The sequence below is a fragment of the Lentzea rhizosphaerae genome (assembly GCF_042649515.1).
Lineage (GTDB): Bacteria > Actinomycetota > Actinomycetes > Mycobacteriales > Pseudonocardiaceae > Lentzea > Lentzea aerocolonigenes.
On the sequence record NZ_JBHRZI010000031.1, the window covers coordinates 133,295 to 156,440 of the forward strand.

General features: G+C 66.3%; 23 protein-coding genes. 17 read left to right on the top strand and 6 right to left on the bottom strand.

Translation table 11 applies throughout. The features are described 5' to 3' along the window. Window positions 1–794: 794 nt before the first annotated feature. From ACFOWZ_RS36300 to ACFOWZ_RS36310, 3 genes are all read right to left on the bottom strand, one after another. A complete protein-coding gene (locus ACFOWZ_RS36300) occupies window positions 795–944 on the bottom strand; it encodes a hypothetical protein (protein WP_382378454.1) in 150 nt (49 codons plus the stop codon). A 1,223-nt stretch (window positions 945–2,167) separates the two neighbouring features. Beyond that, window positions 2,168–3,391 carry an aKG-HExxH-type peptide beta-hydroxylase gene (locus tag ACFOWZ_RS36305; protein WP_382378455.1) on the bottom strand — a complete coding sequence of 408 codons (1,224 nt, stop codon included), beginning with the start codon at window positions 3,389–3,391 and terminating at the stop codon, window positions 2,168–2,170. A 192-nt stretch (window positions 3,392–3,583) separates the two neighbouring features. After that, window positions 3,584–3,736, bottom strand: a complete 153-nt coding sequence (locus ACFOWZ_RS36310; RefSeq protein WP_360398153.1) for a hypothetical protein — start codon at window positions 3,734–3,736, stop codon at window positions 3,584–3,586. 158 nt (window positions 3,737–3,894) lie between these two features. On the opposite strand from ACFOWZ_RS36310, the gene ACFOWZ_RS36315 reads away from it, so the two are divergent. Both ACFOWZ_RS36315 and ACFOWZ_RS36320 read left to right on the top strand, forming a co-directional pair. Then, entirely contained in the window at window positions 3,895–4,692 is a 798-nt protein-coding gene (locus ACFOWZ_RS36315; protein WP_382378456.1) for a FadR/GntR family transcriptional regulator, read from the top strand. Between the two features lie 91 nt (window positions 4,693–4,783). Further along, window positions 4,784–5,917: a hypothetical protein gene (locus ACFOWZ_RS36320; protein WP_382378457.1), complete on the top strand. Its 1,134-nt coding sequence runs from the start codon at window positions 4,784–4,786 to the stop codon at window positions 5,915–5,917. A 1-nt stretch (window position 5,918) separates the two neighbouring features. On the opposite strand, the gene ACFOWZ_RS36325 is transcribed toward ACFOWZ_RS36320, so the two are convergent. Next, window positions 5,919–6,977 (bottom strand): hypothetical protein, encoded by a 1,059-nt coding sequence (locus tag ACFOWZ_RS36325; RefSeq protein WP_382378458.1) that lies wholly within the window; start codon window positions 6,975–6,977, stop codon window positions 5,919–5,921. Window positions 6,978–7,258: 281 nt separating this feature from the next. Here ACFOWZ_RS36325 and ACFOWZ_RS36330 point away from each other — a divergent pair, with 281 nt between their 5' ends. From ACFOWZ_RS36330 to ACFOWZ_RS36400, 15 genes are all read left to right on the top strand, one after another. Further along, the gene (locus ACFOWZ_RS36330; RefSeq protein WP_382378539.1) at window positions 7,259–8,242 is read left to right on the top strand and encodes a LacI family DNA-binding transcriptional regulator; all 984 of its coding nucleotides are present in this window, start codon (window positions 7,259–7,261) and stop codon (window positions 8,240–8,242) included. 103 nt (window positions 8,243–8,345) lie between these two features. Beyond that, window positions 8,346–9,677 (top strand): ABC transporter substrate-binding protein, encoded by a 1,332-nt coding sequence (locus ACFOWZ_RS36335; protein WP_382378459.1) that lies wholly within the window; start codon window positions 8,346–8,348, stop codon window positions 9,675–9,677. Then, a complete protein-coding gene (locus ACFOWZ_RS36340) occupies window positions 9,678–10,535 on the top strand; it encodes a carbohydrate ABC transporter permease (RefSeq protein ID WP_382378460.1) in 858 nt (285 codons plus the stop codon). After that, window positions 10,532–11,365: a carbohydrate ABC transporter permease gene (locus ACFOWZ_RS36345; protein ID WP_382378461.1), complete on the top strand. Its 834-nt coding sequence runs from the start codon at window positions 10,532–10,534 to the stop codon at window positions 11,363–11,365. The genes ACFOWZ_RS36340 and ACFOWZ_RS36345 overlap by 4 nt, the downstream gene beginning before the upstream one ends. A gap of 11 nt (window positions 11,366–11,376) precedes the next feature. Further along, window positions 11,377–12,858: a glycoside hydrolase family 13 protein gene (locus ACFOWZ_RS36350; RefSeq protein WP_382378462.1), complete on the top strand. Its 1,482-nt coding sequence runs from the start codon at window positions 11,377–11,379 to the stop codon at window positions 12,856–12,858. A 193-nt stretch (window positions 12,859–13,051) separates the two neighbouring features. Continuing rightward, the gene (locus ACFOWZ_RS36355) at window positions 13,052–13,813 is read left to right on the top strand and encodes a DeoR/GlpR family DNA-binding transcription regulator (RefSeq protein WP_382378463.1); all 762 of its coding nucleotides are present in this window, start codon (window positions 13,052–13,054) and stop codon (window positions 13,811–13,813) included. 106 nt (window positions 13,814–13,919) lie between these two features. Further along, on the top strand, window positions 13,920–15,266 hold the full coding sequence (locus tag ACFOWZ_RS36360; RefSeq protein ID WP_382378464.1) for an ABC transporter substrate-binding protein: 1,347 nt from the start codon (window positions 13,920–13,922) through the stop codon (window positions 15,264–15,266). Between the two features lies 1 nt (window position 15,267). After that, a complete protein-coding gene (locus ACFOWZ_RS36365; protein WP_382378465.1) occupies window positions 15,268–16,206 on the top strand; it encodes a carbohydrate ABC transporter permease in 939 nt (312 codons plus the stop codon). An 8-nt stretch (window positions 16,207–16,214) separates the two neighbouring features. Further along, window positions 16,215–17,018 (top strand): carbohydrate ABC transporter permease, encoded by an 804-nt coding sequence (locus tag ACFOWZ_RS36370; RefSeq protein ID WP_382378466.1) that lies wholly within the window; start codon window positions 16,215–16,217, stop codon window positions 17,016–17,018. Beyond that, window positions 17,015–18,004, top strand: coding sequence for a zinc-dependent alcohol dehydrogenase family protein (locus ACFOWZ_RS36375; RefSeq protein WP_382378467.1), 990 nt, complete (start codon window positions 17,015–17,017; stop codon window positions 18,002–18,004). Before ACFOWZ_RS36370 ends, ACFOWZ_RS36375 begins: the two co-directional genes overlap by 4 nt. Before the next feature lie 119 nt (window positions 18,005–18,123). Further along, the gene (locus ACFOWZ_RS36380) at window positions 18,124–18,357 is read left to right on the top strand and encodes a hypothetical protein (RefSeq protein WP_382378468.1); all 234 of its coding nucleotides are present in this window, start codon (window positions 18,124–18,126) and stop codon (window positions 18,355–18,357) included. Window positions 18,358–18,398: 41 nt separating this feature from the next. Next, the gene (locus tag ACFOWZ_RS36385) at window positions 18,399–20,210 is read left to right on the top strand and encodes a sensor histidine kinase (protein ID WP_382378469.1); all 1,812 of its coding nucleotides are present in this window, start codon (window positions 18,399–18,401) and stop codon (window positions 20,208–20,210) included. Then, a complete protein-coding gene (locus ACFOWZ_RS36390) occupies window positions 20,211–20,864 on the top strand; it encodes a response regulator (RefSeq protein WP_382378470.1) in 654 nt (217 codons plus the stop codon). It begins immediately after the preceding gene. Between the two features lie 73 nt (window positions 20,865–20,937). Next, complete coding sequence (locus ACFOWZ_RS36395) at window positions 20,938–21,483, top strand: hypothetical protein (RefSeq protein ID WP_382378471.1); 546 nt, start codon at window positions 20,938–20,940, stop codon at window positions 21,481–21,483. Next, window positions 21,480–22,094 carry an NUDIX hydrolase gene (locus ACFOWZ_RS36400; RefSeq protein ID WP_382378472.1) on the top strand — a complete coding sequence of 205 codons (615 nt, stop codon included), beginning with the start codon at window positions 21,480–21,482 and terminating at the stop codon, window positions 22,092–22,094. Before ACFOWZ_RS36395 ends, ACFOWZ_RS36400 begins: the two co-directional genes overlap by 4 nt. 20 nt (window positions 22,095–22,114) lie before the next feature. On the opposite strand, the gene ACFOWZ_RS36405 is transcribed toward ACFOWZ_RS36400, so the two are convergent. Both ACFOWZ_RS36405 and ACFOWZ_RS36410 read right to left on the bottom strand, forming a co-directional pair. Next, entirely contained in the window at window positions 22,115–22,288 is a 174-nt protein-coding gene (locus ACFOWZ_RS36405; RefSeq protein ID WP_382378473.1) for a DUF397 domain-containing protein, read from the bottom strand. Further along, entirely contained in the window at window positions 22,263–23,108 is an 846-nt protein-coding gene (locus ACFOWZ_RS36410; RefSeq protein WP_382378474.1) for a helix-turn-helix domain-containing protein, read from the bottom strand. The genes ACFOWZ_RS36405 and ACFOWZ_RS36410 overlap by 26 nt, the downstream gene beginning before the upstream one ends. Window positions 23,109–23,146 lie beyond the last annotated feature (38 nt).

Below are 23,146 nucleotides of genomic sequence, written 5' to 3' on the forward strand. Positions count from 1 at the left end.
CGACCGAACGCCGAAGGGGCCGGAAACCCGGCCCCTTCGGCGTTCACCACGACTCAGTCGTTCTGCGCGCTCTCAGCGGGCCTCAGGAACACGGTGCCACCGTTGGGCATGCGCCTGAACCAGTCGACAGAGGTGACAGGCTGACCGATCACCGGCCCCACACCCGTCGGGAGGTGGGGAACAGGAACGCCGCCGTTGAGGTGAGACTGCGGCCGGCGAAGAGGCTGGTTCGGGGTGGTCATCGTTCCTTCTCGGGAGCGGAATGTCCGAGCGCCACGAGCGCACCGAGTGGTTGCCAAGCGCACGACTCCCCACAGCACGGCGTCCACGACCTGCCATTTCCCGGTTTGCCTGAAGTAGAGCTCGAACCATATTGATCTTCTATGGTGGCGCACTGCCCCAGAGCATGCGTCCAGCCAGAACATAGCGACACGACCTGACCGTCGTGTGAACCCTGCGGACAATCGCCGAGCCAACACGTCGGCACCGCGCGTCTGGCAACACACGGAAGGGGCCGGTTTCACTCCTCCCGGCACACCGGGATGCGGCAGTCTACATCGGACCGCAATACCTTCTCACCAGCAGCTTTACCGCGTCGTGACCGCAAAAGGGCCAGGCAGGACGAGCGGCTCCGCGTCAGACGGGGAACCGCGCCAAGCCGCGCAGGACCGACATGTGAAAACCTGTTTCCGTAGGTCATCCTACGGTTGGACTACCCCGTACAGAAATACTTCCTCGACTTCGGTCCACACATCGGAACTTCGGAAACGAACAGCCGTCCAGCCGAGAAATTCCTACGGTTGCCTCGATGTTCCGCGCGGCTTGGACTCCGGCCGCTTCCCCACCATCCAGACGAGCGCCCCCATGGCTGCCAGCCAGGCGATCAGCTCGGCGAGCTTCTCCCACCTGCCCTCACCATCGTCACCTGATCGTGTTGCTGGCACCGCGCTACCTCCTTCAGAGCGTTGACCGACCAAGTCCTGCAGACGCCGCTTCGGCGCCGTGGCGTGGATGCGCACGCCGACCCGCGGACCCTCTTGCTCGGACGCCATCGGACACCTCGCTGAACTGTGGATCGCGGGCACGGGGGACAGAGGAACCGACGTGGCCGGTTCCTGCGATAGGTGGTGCAGCTGTTCGGAATGCGCCTGAGCTGGTCGACGGAGGTGACAGGCTGACCGATCACCGGACCCACACCGGCAGGAAGGCGAGGGCAGGGACACCGTCGTTCGGCGGAAACCGTGGCCAGCGAAGCGGCTGGTCGGGGTGGTCATCGTTCCTTCTCGGGAGCGGAATGTCCGAGCCGCCACGTACGAGCACGCCGAGCGGTTGCCAGGCGCACGACACCTCACAGCACGGCGTCCACGACCCGACATTCCCGGATTGCCTGAAGTAGAGCTCGAACCAAATGAATCTTCCATGGTGACGCACTGCCACAGAGCCCAACTGGCATTGCATCCCAGCCAGAACATAGCGACACGACCTGACCGTCGCGTGAACCCTGCGACATTCGCCGAGTCAGCACGTCGGCACCGCATGTCTGACACCACACGGAAAGGGCCGTTTCACTCCTCCCGGCACACCGGGATGCGGCAGTCTACATCGGACCGCAATACCTTCTCACCAGCAGCTTTACCGCGTCGTGACCGCAAAGGGTCAGGCCGTACCAACGGCCCCACGCCAGACTCGGGGAAACTGCACCAAGCCGACATGGAAGGACCGTTTCCCCAGTACATCCCGTGGATGAACTATCTCTCGCAGAAGTAATTCCACCACATTGGTCCATGCATTAAAACTTCCTGAACAACTGTCCAGGAAACAAAAATCTACGGTTCCCCCGATTTCCGTGCGGCTTGGACTTCCGTCGACTCACCCGCATCCGGACGAGCGCTCCGACCACCGTCAGCCGAACGATCAGCTCACCGGGCTTCCCCTACACCGCCCTCGCCGTCGTCACCTGATTGCTGTCACCGGAGCCGGCGGCGGTGCGTCGTGCCGCCGTTGGGCACGCGCCGGAACCAGTCGACCGGTACGACAGGCCGGGTCACAGGCACATCCACGCGGCGCGGATGAGTGAGCTGCGAGCCGCAGGGCAGTACGGGTCTGAGCGGGCGAGCAGGCTGGTTCAGGCTTGTCATGGTTCCTTCTCGGGAGCGGTGAGTCCGGATCACGTCTGCATGACGAGTGACGAACGCAGAAGCGAGTCGAGGGAAATCTCCAGACGCCGCTCAGCGGTTGCCTCGGCGACCTGCCATTCCTCGACCGCCTTCGAGACCATGCGTTCGACCGCCATCGGCGTTCCATCGTCCGGCAGCTGGCTGAGCAGCCAGCTCGTGTCGTCATCGAGCCAGAAGACCTCAGGCGGTTGTGCCGCCCTGCCCACGACTCCGCGCCCAGTGGCCGCACGCCTGAGCCTGATGTCCGGCACCACGTGGAACTTGCCGTCCCGGTCAATGGCGACGGGCGACGCCGCACCGTCCACATCGGACGCGAGACTCGCCGGCTCATCAGCGATGGCCCGCAACAACCACCGCGCACCCGGGCCCAGGTCGTGCTCATGAGCGAGCAACCAGTCGCCGATTTCCGCCGCCCGCTCCCGCGCCTTCGGCAGCAGGGAGTCCTTGCCGAGTGATTGACCTTCGCAGGCGAGAGCGAACTGAGCGAGACAGCTGTAAGCGTGCCAGGCCGCGAACGTCTGCTCCAGCGGCCAACGGGCGTGCGACCAGGACGTCTCGAAGAACTCGACGTCCTCCGCCCGCGCGTCGAGAAATTCACGGGTGATGGCGAAGTCGAAGAACTTCTCGTGCGCACCTTCATGCACGAGCGCTTCTGCCACCTCGATCGGCAACGACGGTTCGTCGATCAGCACGATGCCGGGCACGTACCGCGACGAGGCCGAGACGACGCCGCCGGACGTCTCCCGCTTGAGCACCGCAAGCATCGACACGTGCGGGAGGAGGTCGTCAGCCGCCTCCGGCGCAAGCTCGCGGAACAGACGAATGCCGTCCGCCACCACCTGCAGCACCGCCTCGAACCGCTCCCCGTCCGCCTCGGTCAGCGGCCTGATCGTCACACCGGGCGGGGCGATGATCCGCAACGGCGCCTCGAGCAGGTCGGCGGACCGCGGGTCCGCGGCCACCAGAAGGCCTGCGTGCCGCACGCCGAGGGCCGCGACCTCGTGCAGCCGCCCGACATCCAGACCATGACCTGCCAGCGCACGGCCGATCTCGTATCGGACGATCGGATGGTCCACCAGGTTGTCCGACAACTCGGTTCCCGGAGCGAACAGGTCCACCGCGAGCCGGTAGAGCGTGCGCCGCTCGTCGACCAGCACCTCGGCCGGCGCGATGCGGGCGTGCAGCTTGTGAGCAGTTTCTGAAGGAGATGCCACCATCGAAGACCCCGTGTTCACGTGCCCAGAAGACGTCGTGGAGTCGTGGGCACCGCCACCGCGACGGCGCCTTGATGGCGAGCGACTCTAACGCACGATGTGAGCGTGACTACAGACAGGATCCCCCCACAAACAGACCGGTGCCCTGCCTGCGCTTGACGAAAGCGCAGGCAGGGCACCGGATTCCCCTCCTCAGCCGAACATGATGCTGGTGACGTTCACGAAGCCGACGACGGCCAACGCGACGACAGAGACTGCGACCATCGTGAGTACTGTGCGCCAACCGATTGCGGTCACGGCGACGGCGACGGCGGCTGCGATTCCGAGTGCGCTCCCTGCGGACATCTCGATCCCTCCCGACTAGGCGAGTCCGTGGTCCCGGTGTGGGCGGTCCGGGGCGGCTCGCCATGACAAAAGAATCTCGCAGTTGTAGGTTGTCTGTCAACGGTCGCCAGGTTGCCAGACAAGTTGCAACCAGACTGCGAGAGGCTTAGACTGAACCAATGCCTGCCGACGACGCACATCTCGGTGAGAGCTGGGCGCTCTCGCCTGATTCGCGACGGCCACTGCCGGAGCTCATCGAGCAGAAGCTCCGGGAGCAGATAATCGGCGGCACGCTGAAGGCGGGAGACCGCCTTCCCACAGAGCCTGAACTCGCTCGCAAACTGGATGTCGCGCGGTCCTCGCTGCGTACAGCTCTCCAGCGCCTCCAGCTCCAGGGCATCGTCGAGGTCCGCCGTGGTCTCGGCTGGTACGTGCGCCGCACCGACCTCGCTGCGGTAGAAGAGCACCTGGAGGGGCGCCTCGCGTCCCGTCAGTTCTCGCACACGGACCTGCTGGAGGTTCGGATCGCGCTGGAGACGACCGCGGCCTCACTCGCCGCGGTGCGCGCCGACGACGGCGAGCTGGACGAGCTGGCCAAGCTCAACCGTCGCTACCAGCGCGCCGAGGTCGAGGACACGCAGGAGGTCATCGAGTCGGACGAGGAGTTCCACTCGGCCGTCATCCACGCCGCGCACAACGAGCTGCTGGCGCAGATGTACCAGGCGCTCGTTCCCGGCCTGCAGGACTGCAAGCGGCACGCGCATCCGTCCCGCGAAGTGCACAACCGCTCGGCGAACGAACACGAGCAGGTCGTCTGGTTCCTCCGCCGGCGCGACGAGGTTGGTGCGAAAAGCGCAATGACCACGCACTTGCTCGGGTTGTACAACGACCTCGTCACCGACGACACCACCCCGCGAGCCACCCTCAGCACGTACGTCGGAGTCCACGACGAACCGATGTGGAATCGGCCCCGCTAGTACGACATCGACCGAAAGGGTCTGGCGCTGCTGCCCCATCACTCCCACCATGTATGGACAGCCGGTGGAGTGAGGGGGCGGCGACGAGGTGGTGGCGGCGCGCAGGCACGTACCAGCGCTGGCCGTCGCTGTTCTCCTGATCCTTCTGGCCGCTCTCGACCTGACCGTCGTCCTGCTCTGGCAACCCACGACTCGTTCAGTGCTGCACGACGTGCTCGTGGTCGTGTGGCCGCTACCCGCACTCGCGGGCTTCCTGCTCGGCACCTACGAGCTATTCCTGCACCGACGCCTGGTCGCCGAAGTCGGCCGCATCGCGGGCCCGGTGTTCGTCGAGCACCTGCTCCCGTCCGAGGTCCTGCGCACCTTCCTGGCCTCGGTCTACGGCCCGAACGTCGCCAACGACGACGTGGTGGCCGGCATCCTGGGCGGCGACGGCATGCGCCCCCGCGGCGACGATCTGACGATCAGCACCAGCACCACCGTGAAGCTGGAACTGCAGGGCATCGACACCAAGACCTACCACTTCATGACCACCCAGCGGTACCAGTTCCGCAACAGCGTGCCCGTCGACCGCTTTGTCATCTTCGCGACCTCGAACGCCCTGCTCCGCGACACCATCAGCGCCGCGTGCCGCTACCCCCTCTACGAGCTCTACTTCATCCCCGACTCGTCGCTGTTCCTGGACTCCGTCGACGACCTGCGCCAGTCCACCCAGATCGCCATCGACTACCTCGACCACGACGGCCAGCGACGCTCTGCGGAACCCAGTCAGATCCCGCCCGTCGAGGTGAAGTTCAACGAGTGGGCCAACTACCTGACCTTCTTCCGCGAGCCCACGGGCACGCTGCCGAAGCTCAGCCCGATGAGCCACATGAGCGACCTGCGGATCTTCGAATGCGATCTCAGCGGCATCGCCGACGACCACGTGGTGCGCGCGATCTGCGGGCTCACCGTCTCGTCGCGCACCTTGCAGCGCACCAACGACGGCTTCTGCTACTGGCAGTCACCCTATCCGTCCTTTGTGGACACGATCAGTTTCGACGCCACCGGACTGGCGGTCGACCACTCCCCCAGGCACGAGTTCCGCGTCATGCCCTTCACGTTCAGGTCGACGGAGGCGTCCGCGCAGTGGCTGGAGGCGAGCGAGCTCGGGGACTTGGACGTGCAGTCGTGGTTGCTGCCGGGACACGGGGTGGCTTTGCTGTGGCGTGAAGCGATGAGGTGACTCACCAGACAGCGACGACGCCCTGCCCCTCGACGATCCACCGGTCGAGGCTGAGCGAGGTGTGGCCGTCACTGGTGTTGTCGAGCACCAGCGAGTCGACACCACCCAGGAAGGTCTTCACCCAAACCCGGCAGTCCTGGCGGGTCACCAGTTCACGCATGTCCAAGGTGATGGTCCTGACGAACATGGGACGGTCGGCCGCCCAGTAGACGAAGTGCTCATCCAGGTCCTGAGACCAGTGGTAGTGGTAGCGAACCCGGACGAACTCGCCGTCCCCCTCACCCAGGTCCGCGGCGAAGAGCACGATGTCGCCGGCCGTCATCCCGACCGGGGGCGAGATGTACTTCCTCAACGCGTTCGCCGGGACCCTCCGGAACTCGACGCGCCGGGTGGTCCGGCTCGGTGACTCCACATAACACTCGAGCTTCTCGCCGAACGTCCTGGCAGCCTCGTCGAACGAGCCAGGCCTCCCGAGACTGACCACCTCGAACACGTCCGGACACGCTGCAGACAACGCGGTCGAGTGCATCACCGACGGCGTGGCGGCGACGAGCATCTGCCCACGTGGCATCGTCACCTCGATCCGGATGCCGGCGTGCACCGCAGTTTCGTCCACTCCCTCGATCCGCAGCGCCATCGAGACGTCGCGAAGAACAGGCCTCGGCTGCAGCATCAGCGAGACGAGCGAAGCCTTGTGAGGCGTGTGCGGGATGTCCCGGTCCAAAGCCGTGGTGACGAGTTCCTCCGATGTGGCGGAGTCGAGCACGAGCCGGCGGACAGCCGGTGCGGTCGCGTTGCTGATGTTCTCGCGGATCCCCTCCAGCTTGCCGTCAAGACCGCGCAGCAGGTCGCTCTGCTCGCGAGTCCGCACCCATTCGAAGTAGATCGAGATGAGCAGCACCAGCACGAGATCTTTGGTGATGGACCCGAGGCTGCGTGCGACAGCGTCACCGGCCTCGGGATTGAGCACGGCGGAGACGATGATCCGGGGTACCGGGGTGTTGATCAGTGCGACGGTTGCGAGCAGGCTGCCGAAGTAGACGAGCACACGTGACCGCATGGCACCTGTGATCAGTCGGCAGGCCGCACGTACACCGTACCGCCTCCGTTTGACCCGCAACGGAACCAGTCGACCGGCTGCACTGGAGGTGGCGACCAGCGTGGGCGCTCAAGAGGTGGTGAAGGGGGAGCGGAATCGGGCTGGACTGCTTCACTGGCCATCGCGGTCTCCCTCACCTGCGGTGACATTGCAGCGTATCCAAGAGTCCTGGCCCACAGCGCCTGCCGAGAGAGTGAGCGTGGGTGCGCAAGCGAGCGCAAGAATTTGCGTACACTTGCGCCATGACGCAACGGAGGCTGGCCGAGGTCGCGGCCAAGGTCGGGGTCAGCGAGGCCACCGTCAGCCGGGTGCTGAACGGCAAGCCCGGCGTCTCGGACGCCACGCGCAGTGCCGTGCTCACCGCGCTTGACGTGCTGGGATACGAGCGGCCCACGCAGCTGCGGGGTGAGCGGGCGCGGCTGGTCGGGCTCGTGTTGCCCGAGTTGCAGAACCCGATCTTTCCCGCGTTCGCGGACGTGGTGGGCAACGCGCTGGCGCAAAGGGGTTTCACGCCCGTCCTGTGCACCAGGACGGCTGGTGGGGTTACCGAGGCCGAGTACCTGGAGTTGCTGCTTGAGCAGCACGTTTCGGGCATCGTGTTCGCTGGCGGGCTCTACGCGCAGAAGGACGCCAGTCACGGGCACTACCAGCAGATGATGAGCAGGAAGTTGCCTGCGGTGCTGGTCAACGCCGCCATCGACGACCTGGCGTTTCCGCGAGTTTCGTGCGATGACGCAGTGGCCGTGGAGCAGGCGTACGGGCATCTTCTTTCGCTGGGACATCGCAGGATCGGGGCCGTGCTGGGGCCGCCGGACCACGTGCCGAGCTTGCGGAAGCTCGAGGCCATCACCAAGCAAGGTGGTGCCGATGTCGAGCACGCCATGTTCAGCCTTGAAGGTGGGCAGGCGGCGGCCACCAAGCTCGTGCAGCGCGGGGTCACGGCGATCATCTGTGCCAGCGACCCGCTTGCACTCGGGGCGATCAGGGCCGTCCGGCGCGCCGGGTTGGACGTGCCTGGGGACGTGTCGATCATCGGGTACGACGATTCCGCCTTCATGACCTGCACCGATCCGCCGCTCACCACCGTCCGGCAGCCCATTGAGGCCATGGGGCGGGCGGCTGTTGAGCTGCTTGCCAACCAGATTTCCGGCAACGCCGTGGCGCCGGACGAGTTGCTGTTCGAGCCGGAACTGGTGGTGAGGGCCTCCACGGCACCTGTCCGGTAGCAGTCGTCTTCTTGCGAGTTTTCGTCTAGATATTGCGTCCAGATGTAACGGGGACTTATGGTCGCCGTCACATCGACGCGCTCGCGAGAAGGGCGGCCCCACCATGAAGAAGTCCGCTGCCGTGCTGTTGGGCTGTGTCCTCGTAGCCGGCTGTGGGAGCGGTTCCACGAACGACACGGCGGGCGGCAAGGTCGTCATCAACATCAACGGCCAGCCACCGCAGACGCAGGCGTTCGACCGCAAGGTCTTCGACGAGGACGTCGCGGAGTTCGAGAACGAGCACAAGGACATCGACCTCGTGCCGCACGAGGGGTTCATGGACCCGAAGACGTTCTCCGCGAAGCTCGCCGGCGGGCAGCTCGAGGACGTCTTCTACGTCTACTTCACGGATCCGGCGGCGCTCATCGCGCGCAAGCAGGCCGCCGACCTCACCGGCTACGTCAAGGACGTCAAGTACTACGGCGACCTCAAGCAGGAGCTCAAGGACGTCTTCACCGCCGACGGCAAGGTCTACGGGCTGCCCACCGCCAACTACACGATGGGCCTGCTCTACAGCCGCACCAACTTCGCCAAGGCCGGTCTGAACCCGGACTCGCCGCCGAAGAGCTGGGACGAGGTCAGAACAGCGGCCAAGAAGCTCAAGGACGCCGGCGTCACGGGGTTCGCCGAGTACAGCAAGAGCAACCAGGGCGGCTGGCACTTCACCACGTGGATGAAGTCCGTCGGCGGTGACATCGCACGCAAGGACGGCGACACCTACAAGGCCGACTTCAACAACGACAAGGGCAAGGAGGTTCTGCGACGTCTCAAGGAGATGCGCTGGGACGACAACTCCATGGGCGAGAAGCAGCTCCTGGAGATCGGCGACGTGCAGAACATGATGGGCGCGGGCCAGCTCGGCATGTACCTCGCCGCGCCGGACAACGTCGCCGCGATCGTCAACCAGTTCAAGGGCAAGTACGACGACTACGGACTGGCGGCGATTCCCGGTCAAAAGGGCACTCTGCTCGGCGGCGAGGGTTACATGATCAACCCCAAGGCGTCGCCGGAGAAGATCAAGGCCGGCCTCAAGTGGATCCAGTGGAAGTACCTCAACCCGGACCGTCTTGAGACGAACCTGCAGAAGTACAAGGACCGCGGTCAGCCCGTCGGCCTGCCGATTCCGCCGATCGCCGACATCTGGACCGGTGAGCCGCGCAAGAAGCAGGAAGAGCTCAAGGGCAAGTACGCCACCATGCCCGTGCAGAACTTCCAGGCCTATGTGGACGGTTCGGAGCAGACCAAGGGCACGCTCGAACCTCCGCAGGCGCAGCAGGTCTACGCGATTCTCGACTCGGTCGTGCAGGCGACGTTGACCAACAAGGACGCTGACCACGCGGCGTTGCTCAAGGACGCCGAGACCAAGGTCAACGCCGTTCTGGCCCAGGTGAAGTGAGTGCGGCGCCACGTCACCGCGTACGGCTTTCTGAGTGCCGCGCTGGTCGTCTTCGCGGTGTTCTCCTGGTGGCCGATCGTGCGCGGGGTGGTCCTGAGCTTCCAGCAGGTCAACTTCGTCACGAGCCCCGACTGGGTCGGCTGGGAGAACTTCGAGCGGCTCTTCGCGGACCCGCTGTTCGCGGTGGCGTGGCGCAACACGGCGTACTTCACCCTCCTCGCGCTCGTCATCGGCTTCGGCGTCCCGTTCCTGACCGCCGTGGTGCTCAACGAACTGCGGCACGCCAAGGGCTACTTCCGGTTGCTGGTCTACCTTCCGGTGATGTTGCCGCCGGTCGTGACGGCGTTGCTGTGGAAGTGGTTCTACGATCCGGGACCGGGCCTGTTCAACTCCGTCCTCAGAGGACTGGGTCTGCCCACGTCCCAGTGGCTCGACTCCAGCAGCACCAGCATGATCAGCCTCGTCCTGGTGATCACGTGGGCGAACATGGGCTCGGCCACGCTGATCTACCTGGCCGCGCTGCAGACGATCCCCGGTGAGCTGTACGAGGCCGCGGACCTCGACGGCGCCGGACTGTTCAAGAAGATCTGGCACGTCACGATCCCGCAGACCAAGTTCGTGATCCTGATGTTGTTGCTGCTCCAGGTCGTGGCGACGATGCAGATCTTCACCGAGCCGTTCGTCATGACCGGCGGTGGCCCGGAGGAGTCCACGGTCACCGTGCTGCTCCTGCTCTACCGGTACGCCTTCTACTACAACGACTTCGGCACCGCGAGCGCGCTGAGCCTGATCCTCTTCGCGGTGCTGGGCGTCTTCTCCTTCCTCTACCTCAAGATCACCAGGAAGGCCGACGCATGAGGACCCTCACCGGGGGAACCGGCAAGACGTACTGGGTCGTCCTCACGCTCACGCTGGTCCTGTTCACGGCGGTGTTCCTGCTCCCGCTGGTCTGGGTGCTGCTCGGCGCCTTCAAGCCACCGGCAGAGCTCGCGCAGCAACCACCGACGATCCTGCCGCGGACGTGGGAACCGGGCGCGTACGCCGACGCCTGGAACTTCATGGACCTCGGCCGGTTCTTCCTCAACACGTTCGTCGTCGCGATCGGCGCGTGGGCCGTGCAGATGGCCGTGATCGTGCCCGCGGCCTACGCGCTCAGCAAGCTGAAACCGTGGGGCGGCAACGTCGTTCTCGGCCTGATGCTCGCCACGCTGATGCTGCCCGCGACGGCCCTGCTGGTCCCGGTCTACCTCACGCTCACCGACCTCGACCTGCTCAACAACCCCGCGGGCATCTGGCTGCCGGCCGCGGCCAACGCGCTCAACGTCTACCTGCTCAAGCGCTTCTTCGACCAGATCCCGGAAGAGCTCCTCGAAGCGGCCAGGATCGACGGCGCGAGCACGTGGACGACGCTCATTCGCGTCGTCCTGCCGATCTCGCGGCCCATCCTCGCGGTCGTCTCGATCTTCGCGGTCGTCGCGGCCTGGAAGGACTTCATCTGGCCGCTGCTCGTGTTCCCGGACCCGGCGAAGCAGACGCTCAGCGTGGCGTTGCAGCGCTTCGCCCCCGACACCCCGATCAACCTCCTGCTCGCGGGCCTCGTGCTCGCGAGCCTGCCGATGGTCGCGCTGTTCCTCGCGTTCCAGCGGCACATCCTCGCGGGGCTCACCGCGGGCGGCGTAAAAGGCTGAAAGGACACCAGATGAGTTGGTGGCGCAACGCATCCATCTACCAGGTCTACCTGCGCAGCTTCGCGGACGGCAACGGCGACGGCATCGGCGACCTGGCCGGCCTCCGCGCCAGGCTCCAGCACATCGCGAGCCTCGGCTTCGACGCGATCTGGATCAACCCGTGGTACCCCAGCCCGCTCGCCGACGGCGGCTACGACGTGGCGGACTACCGCGACATCGAACCGGTCTTCGGGTCGCTCGCCGACGCCGAGAAGCTCATCGCGGACGCGCACGGGCTCGGCATCAGGATCATCATCGACCTCGTCCCCAACCACTGCAGCGACCAGCACCCGTGGTTCACGCAGGGCCTGTGGGACCGCTTCCACGTCCGCGACTCCGACGAGATCCCGAACGACTGGAAGTCGCGGTTCGGCGGCCCCGCCTGGAGCAAGCTCGACGACGGGCGCTGGTACCTGCACCTCTACGCCGCCGAGCAACCGGACTTCAACTGGGAGAATCCCCTTGTCCACCGGGAGTTCGAGGACATTCTGCGGTTCTGGCTCGACCGCGGCGTCGACGGCTTCCGCATCGACGTGGCGGACGGGCTGGTCAAGGACTTCGGCAAGCCCGACGCCGACCTGCCCTACTCCGACCAGGACGGCGTGCACGAGATCTACCGCGAGTGGCGCAAGATCGTCGACTCCTACGACGGCGAACGCATCCTCGTCGGCGAGATGTGGCTGCCCGACCCCGTGCGGTTCGCCAGGTACCTGCGGGCCGACGAGATGCACTCCGCGTTCAACTTCGACTTCCTCTGCTGTCCCTGGAACGCCCAGGAACTGCGACGGGTCGTCGACGCCACGCTCGCCGCGCACGAACCCGTCGGCGCGCCACCGACGTGGGTGCTGTCCAACCACGACGTCACCCGGCACGTGACCCGGTACGGCCGCGAGAAGACCGGATTCTCCTTCGCGGACAGGCAACACGGCGCCCCGACCGACTTCGAACTCGGCACGCGCCGGGCCCGTGCGGCGATCATGCTCACCGCCGCGCTGCCCGGTGGCGTGTACGTCTACCAAGGGGAGGAACTCGGTCTCTGGGAGGTCGAGGACCTGCCGGACGAGCTGCGCGAGGACCCGGTGTGGCATCGCTCCGGCTTCACCGACAGGGGGCGCGACGGCTGCCGCGTGCCGCTCCCCTGGTCCGGCGAGGACGGTCCGAGCTGGTTGCCGCAGCCGGACAACTGGCAGGAGTTCTCGGTGGCGGCCCAGACGGACGACCCTGAATCGATGCTCAGCCTGTACCGCGAGGTGTTCGCGCGCCGCCGTGCGATCGACGGTGACCTGGAGTGGCTCGACCTCGGCGAGGACGTGCTGGCGTTCAGGCGGGGCGGCCACACGTGCGTGGTCAACCTGTCGCAAGCCCCGATCGACCTGCCGGGCGTGCCGGCGTTGACGAGCATCCCGCTGGTCAACGGGCAGCTGCCGAGTGATGCCGCTGCCTGGTTGGGCTAGAAACGGGCAAGTCTTGATGTTGATCCGGGCATGCCCGAAAGCCGCGTCCCAGGTGGGCGCGGCTTTCGTCATGTGAAACGGGCAAAAACCGGGCAGGATCTCACTGAGTTGTGGTGGCGACCACAACCTGACGTGGGTGTTTTATCTATGCACGGCCCGAACGGGCATCAACAGAGCCGAGTGGGCAGGTGACATGCGAGCCGAGGAACGCAAACGGCGGATCCTGGCCAGGGCGCGCGCCGACGGTCGCGTCGACGTGGTGGAGATGGCGCACGAACTGCGCGTCGCCCCGGAGACGGTCCGGCGCGACCTCCGGGTGCTCGACGAGCACGGTCTGGTGCGACGCACGCACGGTGGCGCGATCCCGGTCGAGAGCGCCGGGTTCGAGACCGGGCTGAGGTTCCGCGCCGGATCGCACGTGCCGGAGAAGCGGCGCATCGCGAAGGCCGCCGCCGAACGGCTCGACGACGCGGAGACCGTGTTCATCGACGAGGGCTACACACCGCAGCTCGTCGCGGAGGCGTTGCCCACCACCAACCCGCTCACGATCATCACGGCGTCGCTGCCGACCGCGGCGGCGATGTCCGAGCACCCGTCGTGCACCGTTCTGCTGCTGGGCGGGCGCGTCAGGGGCCACACACTGGCCACTGTGGACCACTGGACCACCAGGATGCTGGGCGAGATGGTCATCGACCTCGCCTACATCGGTGCCAACGGCATCTCCCGCGAGCACGGCCTGACCACGCCCGACCCCGCGGTCGGGGCGGTGAAGGCCAAGGCGCTCGGCTCGGCCCGGCGGAAGATCTTCGTCGGAGTCCACACCAAGTTCGGCGTGTCCAGCTTCCACCGGTTCGCCGAGGTCGCCGACCTGGAGGCGATCGTCACCGACAGCGGCCTCTCCGCGCACGAGGCCCACCGCTACTCCCTCCTCGGCCCCAAGATCATCCGCGCCTGAAAACGATGAACGGCGCATTTGTGCACCTGAGGTGAACAAAAGCGCCGTTCATCACAAACAGGGTGGGTGTGTTCAGCGCGCCCAAAAACCCCCGAAAGGAAAGACGATGTCGTCGATCCGCTCAACCCTTCGCACGCTCGGCGCCGCCACCGCTGTGCTGCTCCTGGCTTCCGCCTGTTCCGGTGCTGGAGGCGGTGGGGGTGGCGCCGACTCGGTGAACGTCCTGATGGTCAACAACCCGCAGATGCAGGACCTGCAGAAGCTGACCGCGGACAACTTCACCAAGGAGACCGGCATCAAGGTGAACTTCACCGTGCTGCCGGAGAACGACGTCCGCGACAAGATCAGCCAGGACTTCTCCAGCCAGGCCGGGCAGTACGACGTGGCGACGATCTCCAACTACGAGACTCCGATGTACGCCAAGAACGGCTGGCTCGCGGCGATGGACGACTTCGTGGCCAAGGACAGCGCGTTCGACCAGGCCGACATCCTCACTCCGATCAAGCAGTCGCTGACCGCCGCGGACGGCAAGGTCTACGCGCAGCCGTTCTACGGCGAGTCGTCGTTCCTCATGTACCGCAAGGACCTCTTCGAGGCCAAGGGTGTCACGCTGCCCGAGAAGCCGACGTGGCAGCAGGTCGCCGAGGCCGCCCAGAAGGTCGCGACGCCCGACGTCCGCGGCATCTGCCTGCGCGGTCAGCCGGGCTGGGGCCAGGTGATGGCGCCGCTCACGACGGTCGTGAACACCTTCGGCGGCACGTGGTTCACCAAGGACTGGCAGGCGCAGCTCAACGCGCCGGAGTTCAAGGAGGCCACCAAGTTCTACGTCGACCTCGTGCGCAACCACGGCGAGGCGGGCGCGCCGCAGGCCGGGTTCGCCGAGTGCCTGAACAACATGACGCAGGGCAAGGTCGCGATGTGGTACGACGCCACGGTCGCCGCCGGTCTGCTGGAGGCCGACGACTCACCGATCAAGGGCAAGCTCGGCTTCGCGCAGGCACCGGTCGTGAAGACCGAAACCTCCGGCTGGCTCTACACCTGGGCGTTCGGCATCCAGAAGGCGTCGAAGAAGCAGGAACAGGCCTGGAAGTTCATCTCGTGGGCGTCCGGCAAGGGCTACGAGGAACTCGTCGGCAAGAACCTCGGCTGGGCCAAGGTTCCCGACGGCAAGCGCTCGTCGACCTACCAGCGCGCCGAGTACAAGCAGTCCTCCGGCTCGTTCGCGGCGGCCGCCGAGGCAGCGATCAAGGGCGCGAAGCCGAACGACCCCGGTGTGCAGCCGCGGCCGGCTCCCGGCATCCAGTTCGTCGGCATCCCCGAGTTCACCGATCTCGGCACCCAGGTGTCGCAGCAGATCAGCTCGGCGATCGCGGGCGCGGTGTCCGTGGACGACGCGCTCAACAGCTCCCAGGGGCTCGCGGAGAAGGTCGCCGCGAAGTACAAGGGGCAGTGAGATGGCAGTCCTCGACTCCATTTCGACGGAGAAGCGGTCGGTCGCCGACCGGCCGCCTCCCGTCCCCCGCAAGCGGTATCCGAAGTGGGCGACGCGGGCACCGTTGCTGCCCGCGCTCATCTTCCTGATCATCGTGACGCAGCTGCCGTTCGTGGCGACGCTGGTCATCTCGTTCATGAAGTGGAACTCGCTCGACCCGGCCGGACGCGGGTTCGCCGGGATAGACAACTACGTCAACGTGTTCACCGACCCGGACCTGCGTTCGTCGGTCGTCAACACGGTCGTCCTGACGGCGTCCGTGGTGCTGATCAGCCTGCTGCTCGGGCTGGGCCTCGCGTTGTTGCTGGACAAGAAGTTCGCCGGTCGCGGGTTCGTCCGCACCATGCTCATCGCGCCGTTCCTGGTCGTGCCGGTGGCGTCCGCGCTGATCTGGAAGCACGTGCTCTACAACCCTGAGTACGGCCTGTTCAACGGAATCCTGAACTGGCTGGGCTTCGACGCCCAACCCGACTGGATCAGCACCATGCCGATGACGGCCGTGGTGGCGTCGCTCGTGTGGCAGTGGACGCCGTTCATGATGCTGATCCTGCTGGCGGGCCTGCAGAGCAAGCCGGTGGAACCCGTCGAGGCGGCCCGGATCGACGGCGCGTCGCAGTTCCAGGTCTTCCGGTACCTGACGTTCCCGCACCTGCGGCAGTACCTGGAGCTCGGCGGGCTGCTCGGATCCATCTACATCGTGCAGAACTTCGACGCGGTCTTCACGATCACGTCCGGTGGCCTGGGCACGGCGAACCTGCCGTACATGATCTACCAGACCTTCTACCAGGCCCACGAGTACGGCGAGGCGTCCGCGGCCGGCGTGATCGTGGTGGCGGGGTCGATCGTCATCGCGACCTTCGCGCTGCGCGTGGTGTCGTCGCTCTTCAGGGAGGCGAAATGACGCCCCAAATGATTAAACACAGCTGGGGCGTTCTCGCCTGGTTCTGCGGAATCCTGTTCTTCCTGCCGGTCGCGTGGATGGTGCTGACGTCGCTGCACAGCGAGTCCGACGCGGCGACGAACCCGCCGTCGCTCGCGGCACCGCTGACGTTCGACGGCTACGCGGAGTTCTTCGACGCGGGCGCGTGGCCGCCGTTGATCAACTCGTTCAGCGCCTCGATCGGGTCGACGATCATCGTGCTGCTGCTGGCGATCCCGGCCGCGTACGCGTTGTCGATCAAGCCGGTGGAGAAGTGGACCGACGTCCTGTTCTTCTTCCTGTCCACCAAGATGATGCCGGTGGTCGCGGCGCTGCTGCCGATCTACCTGATCGCGCAGTTCGCCGGGATGCTCGACCACATCTCGTTCCTGACGCTGCTGTACTGCTCGATGAACCTGCCGATCGCGGTGTGGCTCATGCGCTCGTTCCTGTCCGAGGTGCCGCGGGAGATCCTGGAGGCGGCGTCGATCGACGGCGCCGGGCTGATCACGATCCTGCGCCGGATCGTGGCACCCGTGGCCATGCCCGGCATCGCGGCGACGGCGTTGATCTGCTTCATCTTCAGCTGGAACGAGCTGCTCTTCGCACGGGTGCTCACCGGTGTCGTCGCCGGCACCGCGCCCGTGTACCTGACCGGGTTCGTCACGTCACAGGGCCTGTTCCTGGCCAAGGTCTGCGCCGCGGCGGTCGTGGTTTCTCTGCCGGTGCTCATCGCCGGGTTCGCCGCCCAGGACAAGCTGGTCCAGGGCCTTTCGTTGGGAGCGGTCAAGTGAAAGCAGCAGTGATCACCGGCGTCGGATCCGTCGAAGTGACCACTGTGGACGATCCTGCCTGCGGTCCGCGCGAAGTGATCGTCGACGTGGCCGCCTGCGGACTCTGTGGAACGGACCTCCACATCCTGCAGGGCGAGTTCGCGCCCACCCTGCCGGTCGTGCCGGGCCACGAGTTCGCGGGCACCGTCGTCGAGATCGGGTCGCAGGTGAACGAGGTGAGGGTCGGCGACCGCGTGGCCGTCGACCCGTCGCTGTACTGCCACGAGTGCCGGATGTGCCGTTCCGGCAAGAGCAACCTGTGCGAGCGTTGGGCGGCCATCGGTGTCACGACCTCCGGTGGCGCTGCGGAGTTCGCTGTCGCGCCGGTCGCCAACTGCGTGAAGCTGCCGGACCACGTGCGGACCGAGGACGCGGCGTTGATCGAACCGCTGTCGTGCGCGGTGCGCGGGTACGACGTGCTGCGGACGCAGATGGCGTCACGGGTGCTGATCTACGGCTCGGGCACCATGGGCCTGATGATGCTGCAGCTCGGCAAGCTGACCGGGGCGTCGTCGATCGAGGTGGTGGATCTCAACGCGGAACGGCTGGAGACCGCGGTCAAGTTGGGTGTGTCCGCGGTGGCGGGGTCGGCGGACGAGCTCGACCGGCCGGAGGGCTGGGACGTCGTCATCGACGCCACCGGCAACGAGAAGGCCATCCAGGACGGCCTCGGCCGGGTCGCGAAGGGCGGAACGTTCCTCCAGTTCGGCGTCTCGGACTACTCCGCGCGGGTCACGATCGAGCCGTACCGGATCTACAACCAGGAGATCACCATCACCGGCTCGATGGCGGTGCTGCACTCGTTCGAACGGGCGGCGGACCTGTTCGCGACCGGAGTACTGGATCCGGAGATCTTCATCAGTGACAGGGTGCCGCTGACCGACTACGCGGGGGCATTGGACCAGTTCAAGGCGGGTAAGGGGCGCAAGATCCAGGTCCTGCCGTGATCTTGGCTTGAAGTAGTCGCAAATGTTCGTGGGCACTCGTGTATCCAGGCGAGTGCCTGCGACTCCTTCCTGACATGTCGAAGTCCGGGCAGAAGGTAGTACCGCCGTACTTTTCGCACATGTCCGACGAAGAGCTCCTGTCGTGGTACGCGGAGCTTCAGGCGCGGGCGATGAGCCCGCAGCCTGGGGACGTCGATTTCGACCACACCCACCAGGCCTCCAAACCGATGTCCGTCGAGGACCTGCGTCACCGGATCATGACCTTCCAGGGCTGGCCCGGTAGCAGTGGTGGCATCACCACCCTCGACGACGGTTCGCCGTTCCACGACCTGTGGCACTGGCTCAACGACTGACCCGGGCGGAGGTAGTCCTCGCTCGGGTCATCGGCGCGCTGGTGGCCGCGTGTGTGCTCTTCGCCGTCGTGCACACCGTGGTCACCGGCGCGATTTCGCATCCGCGGAACTGGCTGATCGCCATCGCCTTCACACTGCTCGGTGTGCGGGTGATCGGGCACGTCCGCGGGTCGGCCGTCGGTTGGTTGTTGCTGGTCATGGGCGTGTTCGGCGGCATCGCCGTCGCGGTGGCGGGCCAGCCGGTCGATCATCCAGCCCGATGGGTCGAGGAGTGGGTCTGGTGGCCGACCTATGCGCTGTTGCCCGCCGTCGCACTGGTTTTCCCGAACGGCAAGCCGTTGAGCAACCGGTGGTGGGTCGCCATCGGTGTGTCGTTGCTCGGTGCTGTTCTCGGCACAGCCGGGCTCGCCTGGGGATCGTGGGCTGATCCGGCGGGCTTCCACCGCGGTGGTGGACCTGCTGCCGCGAAGACGATCACCGCGATCGCCGTGGTGGCAGCCGGGATCGCGGTCGTCGCGGCGGTCGTGTCGCTGGTGCTGAGGTGGCGCAAGGCCGAGGGTGACGAGCGTCGGCTGCTGGTGTGGGCGGTCGCGTTGCTGGCACTGGCCGTTGCCGCGACCGTGCTGGAAACGACGGACGGGCACGTCGCCTGGGTCGTCGGTGTGCTCGCCTTTCCGGCTGCCGCGGTCATCGCGATCGTGCGATATGGCTTGTACAACATCAGCCTGCTGATTCACCGGTCGTTGCTCTACGGCTCGTTGACCGTGGTGCTGCTGTTGGTCTACATGGGCTCCATGCTCGCGGGCGGGCGGCTGTTCGCGGCCGACGCCGAAGTCATCGGGGTGGTCGCGGCAGGGCTGGTGTTCGCGCCGATCCGCAGCTGGCTGCAGCGCAGGCTCGACCTGTGGCTGTTCGGTCAGCGAGCCGATCCTTATGTCGCTTTGTCGACATTGAGCGAGAAACTCGAACGGTCGCAGGACGTGCTGCCGACGGTCGCGCAGACCGTGGCCGAGTCGTTGAAGCTGCCGTACGTGGCGATTCGCGGCGGGTCGGTGCTGGCCGAGCACGGACGCAGCCGCGGGTGGCCGCAGCTGCGTTTTCCCATGACGTACCGGGGATCGTCGGTCGGTGATCTCGTCGTGGAGCCGCGGGCGCCCGACGAACGGCTGAGCGACCGCGAGCTGAGTCTGCTCGTCGACCTCGCCCGTTCCACCGCACCGGCCGCGCAGTCGATCAAGCTGACCGCTGACCTGCAACTCGCGCGCGAACGGCTCGTGCGTGCGCGCGAGGAAGAACGGCTGCGGTTGCGGCGCGACCTGCACGACGGCGTGGGGCCCGCGTTGGTCGGCATTCGGTTGCAGCTCAAGGCGTTGCGCCGGTCGCTGGGCGAGGTGCTGGACCCGGTGCTGGCCGACGTCGACACGACCGCCGTCGAGGTGCGCAGGCTCGTCGACGGGCTGCGGCCGCCGATCCTCGACCAGGGCCTGGCGCTGGCCGTGCGTGACGAGGCCGCGCGGTTCAACGGCGATCTGACCGTTGAGGTGGAGGCCGAGCAGATCGACGGCCTGTCCGCGGCCGTGGAAGTCGCCGCCTACCGGATCGTCGCGGAAGCGTTGACCAACACCGCACGGCATTCGGGCGCCTCGAAGTGCGTGATCACCGTCCGGGCCGACGGCGATCTCGTCGTGGAGATCGTGGACGACGGACGCGGCGTCTCGGCCGACTCGAAGCCCGGTGTCGGGTTCGACTCGATGCGAGAACGCTGCGCGGAGCTGGGTGGATCGTGCACAGTGGGACCCGCGCAACCACACGGGACACGGGTGGTGGCAAGGATCCCGTTGGAGGCCCAGTAAATGGACGCTGTGACGCGGGTTGTGATCGCGGACGACCACCCGGTGTTCCGGCGCGGGCTCAAGGCGTTGCTGGACGGCGAGGACGGGCTCTCCGTGGTCGGTGAGGCCGCGGACGGGCTTTCGGCCGTGCAGGTCGTGCTCGACCTGGAACCGGACGTCGTCGTGATGGACCTCCACATGCCCGGGCTGGGCGGTGTGGACGCCGCGAAGCAGATCCTGGAGACGTTGCCGTCGTTGGGCGTCCTCGTGCTGACGATGCACGAGGACGACGAACTGGTGTTCGCGGCGATGAAGGCCGGCGCGCGCGGATATCTCGTCAAGACCACCGACGACGACGAGATCGTGCGTGCGGTGCAGGCGATCGGGGCCGGTGAGGCGATCTTCAGCGCCACCATCGCGCAACGGATGATGGGCTACTTCACCGCGATCTCGTCGTCCAAGGCCGTGCTGTTCCCACAGCTCACGGACCGCGAACGGGACGTGCTGGAGCTGATGGCGTCCGGGCTGGACAACACCTCGATCGCCCATCGGCTCTCCCTGTCGGGCAAGACCGTGCGCAACCGCGTCTCCGCGATCTTCACCAAGCTGCAGGTCGCGGACCGCGCGCAGGCCATCGTGCGCGCCCGTGAGGCGGGACTCGGAAGTCCCTCGTGATTCGGGACAGCGGTCACCTGACAGCGGGACTTCGCCCGCGATTGGATCGGCGTCATCCGCCGAAGGGGGCCCGATGGACATCACCTGGGACGTCGCACACGCGCGGCTCAGCCACGAACGAATGCTGCACATCACGCAGGCGCTCATCTCGATGCGACCCGAGACCGTGACGCTGGGCGGGGGCGAGCCGCTCACCGTGCCCGGCCTGTTCGAGATCGTCGAGCAGTTCCGCGCCGCGGGCATCGACGTCGTCCTGCGCACGTCCGGCAAGTCGCTGCACCCGTCGATGGTGCGCACGCTGCTGGTCTCGTGCTCGCGCATCGAGGTGTGTGCGATGGCGTTCACCCACGCCATGCACGCGTTGCACCTGCTCGACATCGGCGCCGCCAAGCTCGACCGGTACGCGGTGTTCGGCCTGGACGCCACGGGCATCCGGCGCGGGTTCGACCGGCTGGAGGAGTTCTGCGCCACGACCGCGTTCGAGCTGCCGCACCTGGCGTTCATCGCGTTCAGCGACACGATCGGGTCCGACCACGCGCAGTACCTGCAGTCGCTGGCGCCTCAGACGGTGCGGGTGACCGTGGAGACCGCGAACACCTCGGTGGTCAGGGCGAGTTGAGTCGTCCGGGATTCGGTGCACGCCACCCGCGCCTGGCCGCTCTGCTGGCCCGCCACCAGCCCAGCGCGACAGGCGAGACGTGCTGGATGGACGGCGCGATGCCGTTGCGGGTCAGCGCCTACACCGTCCCGGCCGACCTGCCGGAGGAACTGGTCAGCTCGGTGCGGTGCGTGGTGCAGGTCGGTGAGCTGATCGTCTTCTGCGAGAACGCCGGCGGCGCTCACCCCCTGCCCGGTGGCAGGCGGCTCGCCGGCGAGTCGTTCGCGGACGCGGCAGCGCGGGAGGTGCACGAGGAGACCGGGTGGCTGCTCGACCGCGACACCCTCCGCCCGCTGGGGTGGCTGCACCTGGAGCATCTCGCCCCACGGCGTCCGGACGACCCGTATCCCTACCCGGATCTGCTCCAGGTCGTCTTCCACTGCACCGCGACCGAGCGCGACGGCGGAGCTGACGTCTCGTGGACCGACCTCGACGGGTACGAGCAGTCCTCCCGTCTGGTCAGCATCGCCGAGGCACGCGCGAGCACCTCGAACGATCTGCTGGCGCCCGCCTTCCTCGACCTGCTCGACGACGAGCCCGAACGGGCTGGAGATCGACCGGCAACGGACTGAACCGCCACACCTGCCTGTGGTCAGAGCGAGTTGATCAGGGCACGCCAGGCAGCCGCGGAGAACGCGAGAACGTCGCCACTCGCGTTCTTCGTGTCCCGCACGAGCGCGTCCTGGGCAAGCGAGACCTCCACGCAGTTGCCCGAGCCGTTGCCGCTGCTGTAGCTGCTCTTACGCCAGGTCCGTTCCGGAGCCATGAGAATCCTCTCGCAGTCCGCTGATGTACTCCATCAGCTTGCTCCGCGATTGTTCCTCATCCAACGCGACGGCATCCAGCCGCTGAAAGAGCCTCCTCGCCCGTGCAACTGCGACCTTGTCCTGAGCGAACACCTGAGCCATGTCGGTCTCGCTGAACACGACCGGAGAAGCCTTCTCGAACTCGTACAGCACACACGGGTAGCGGAAGGCGACGACATTCGTCGGCACTATCCGGAGGATGTGGGTGTTGAACAGGAGACGGAGGTACTGATCTTCACGGACCGCGGCGCTGCCCAACCGCATCCGCAGTGCCAGCTCGTGCACGTAGAACAAGCACTCCGGACGATTGGGCTTTCTCATGATCGCCTGCCGCTCGATGCGCGCCCGCACGTACTTCTCGATGTCCTCTGGCGCCTCGATGTGCGAGTCGACGAACAGTTCTCGCGCGTATTCCTCCACCTGAACAAGACCGGGCATCGTCATGATGTCGAGGCTGATGATCTTCGTGGCCATCGCTTCGGTCATCGCCAGTGTGCGCAGATTGTCTGGCACCTGAGCGAAGTAGAGATCGAAGGCGTTGTAGTAGCGGCTGCGGAACTCGTTCACGAAGTCGATGTCCTTGCCGCACGTCGCCAGGTACTGCACGAGGTCGATCTCGCTCGCCCGCACCTTGCCCAGTTCGATGTCGGACACCTTGCTCGGATCCCAGCCGAGCTGGATGGCCATCGCACGGCCGTGGAACTGGGTGCAGGTCTCCCTCAGGCGGCGTAGCTCATCACCGAGTTCCCGGCTGCACGGGGTGGAAATGGTCGCGGTCATGTCGTTCGACGGTAGGGCTTGGATTCAATCCATGCCAC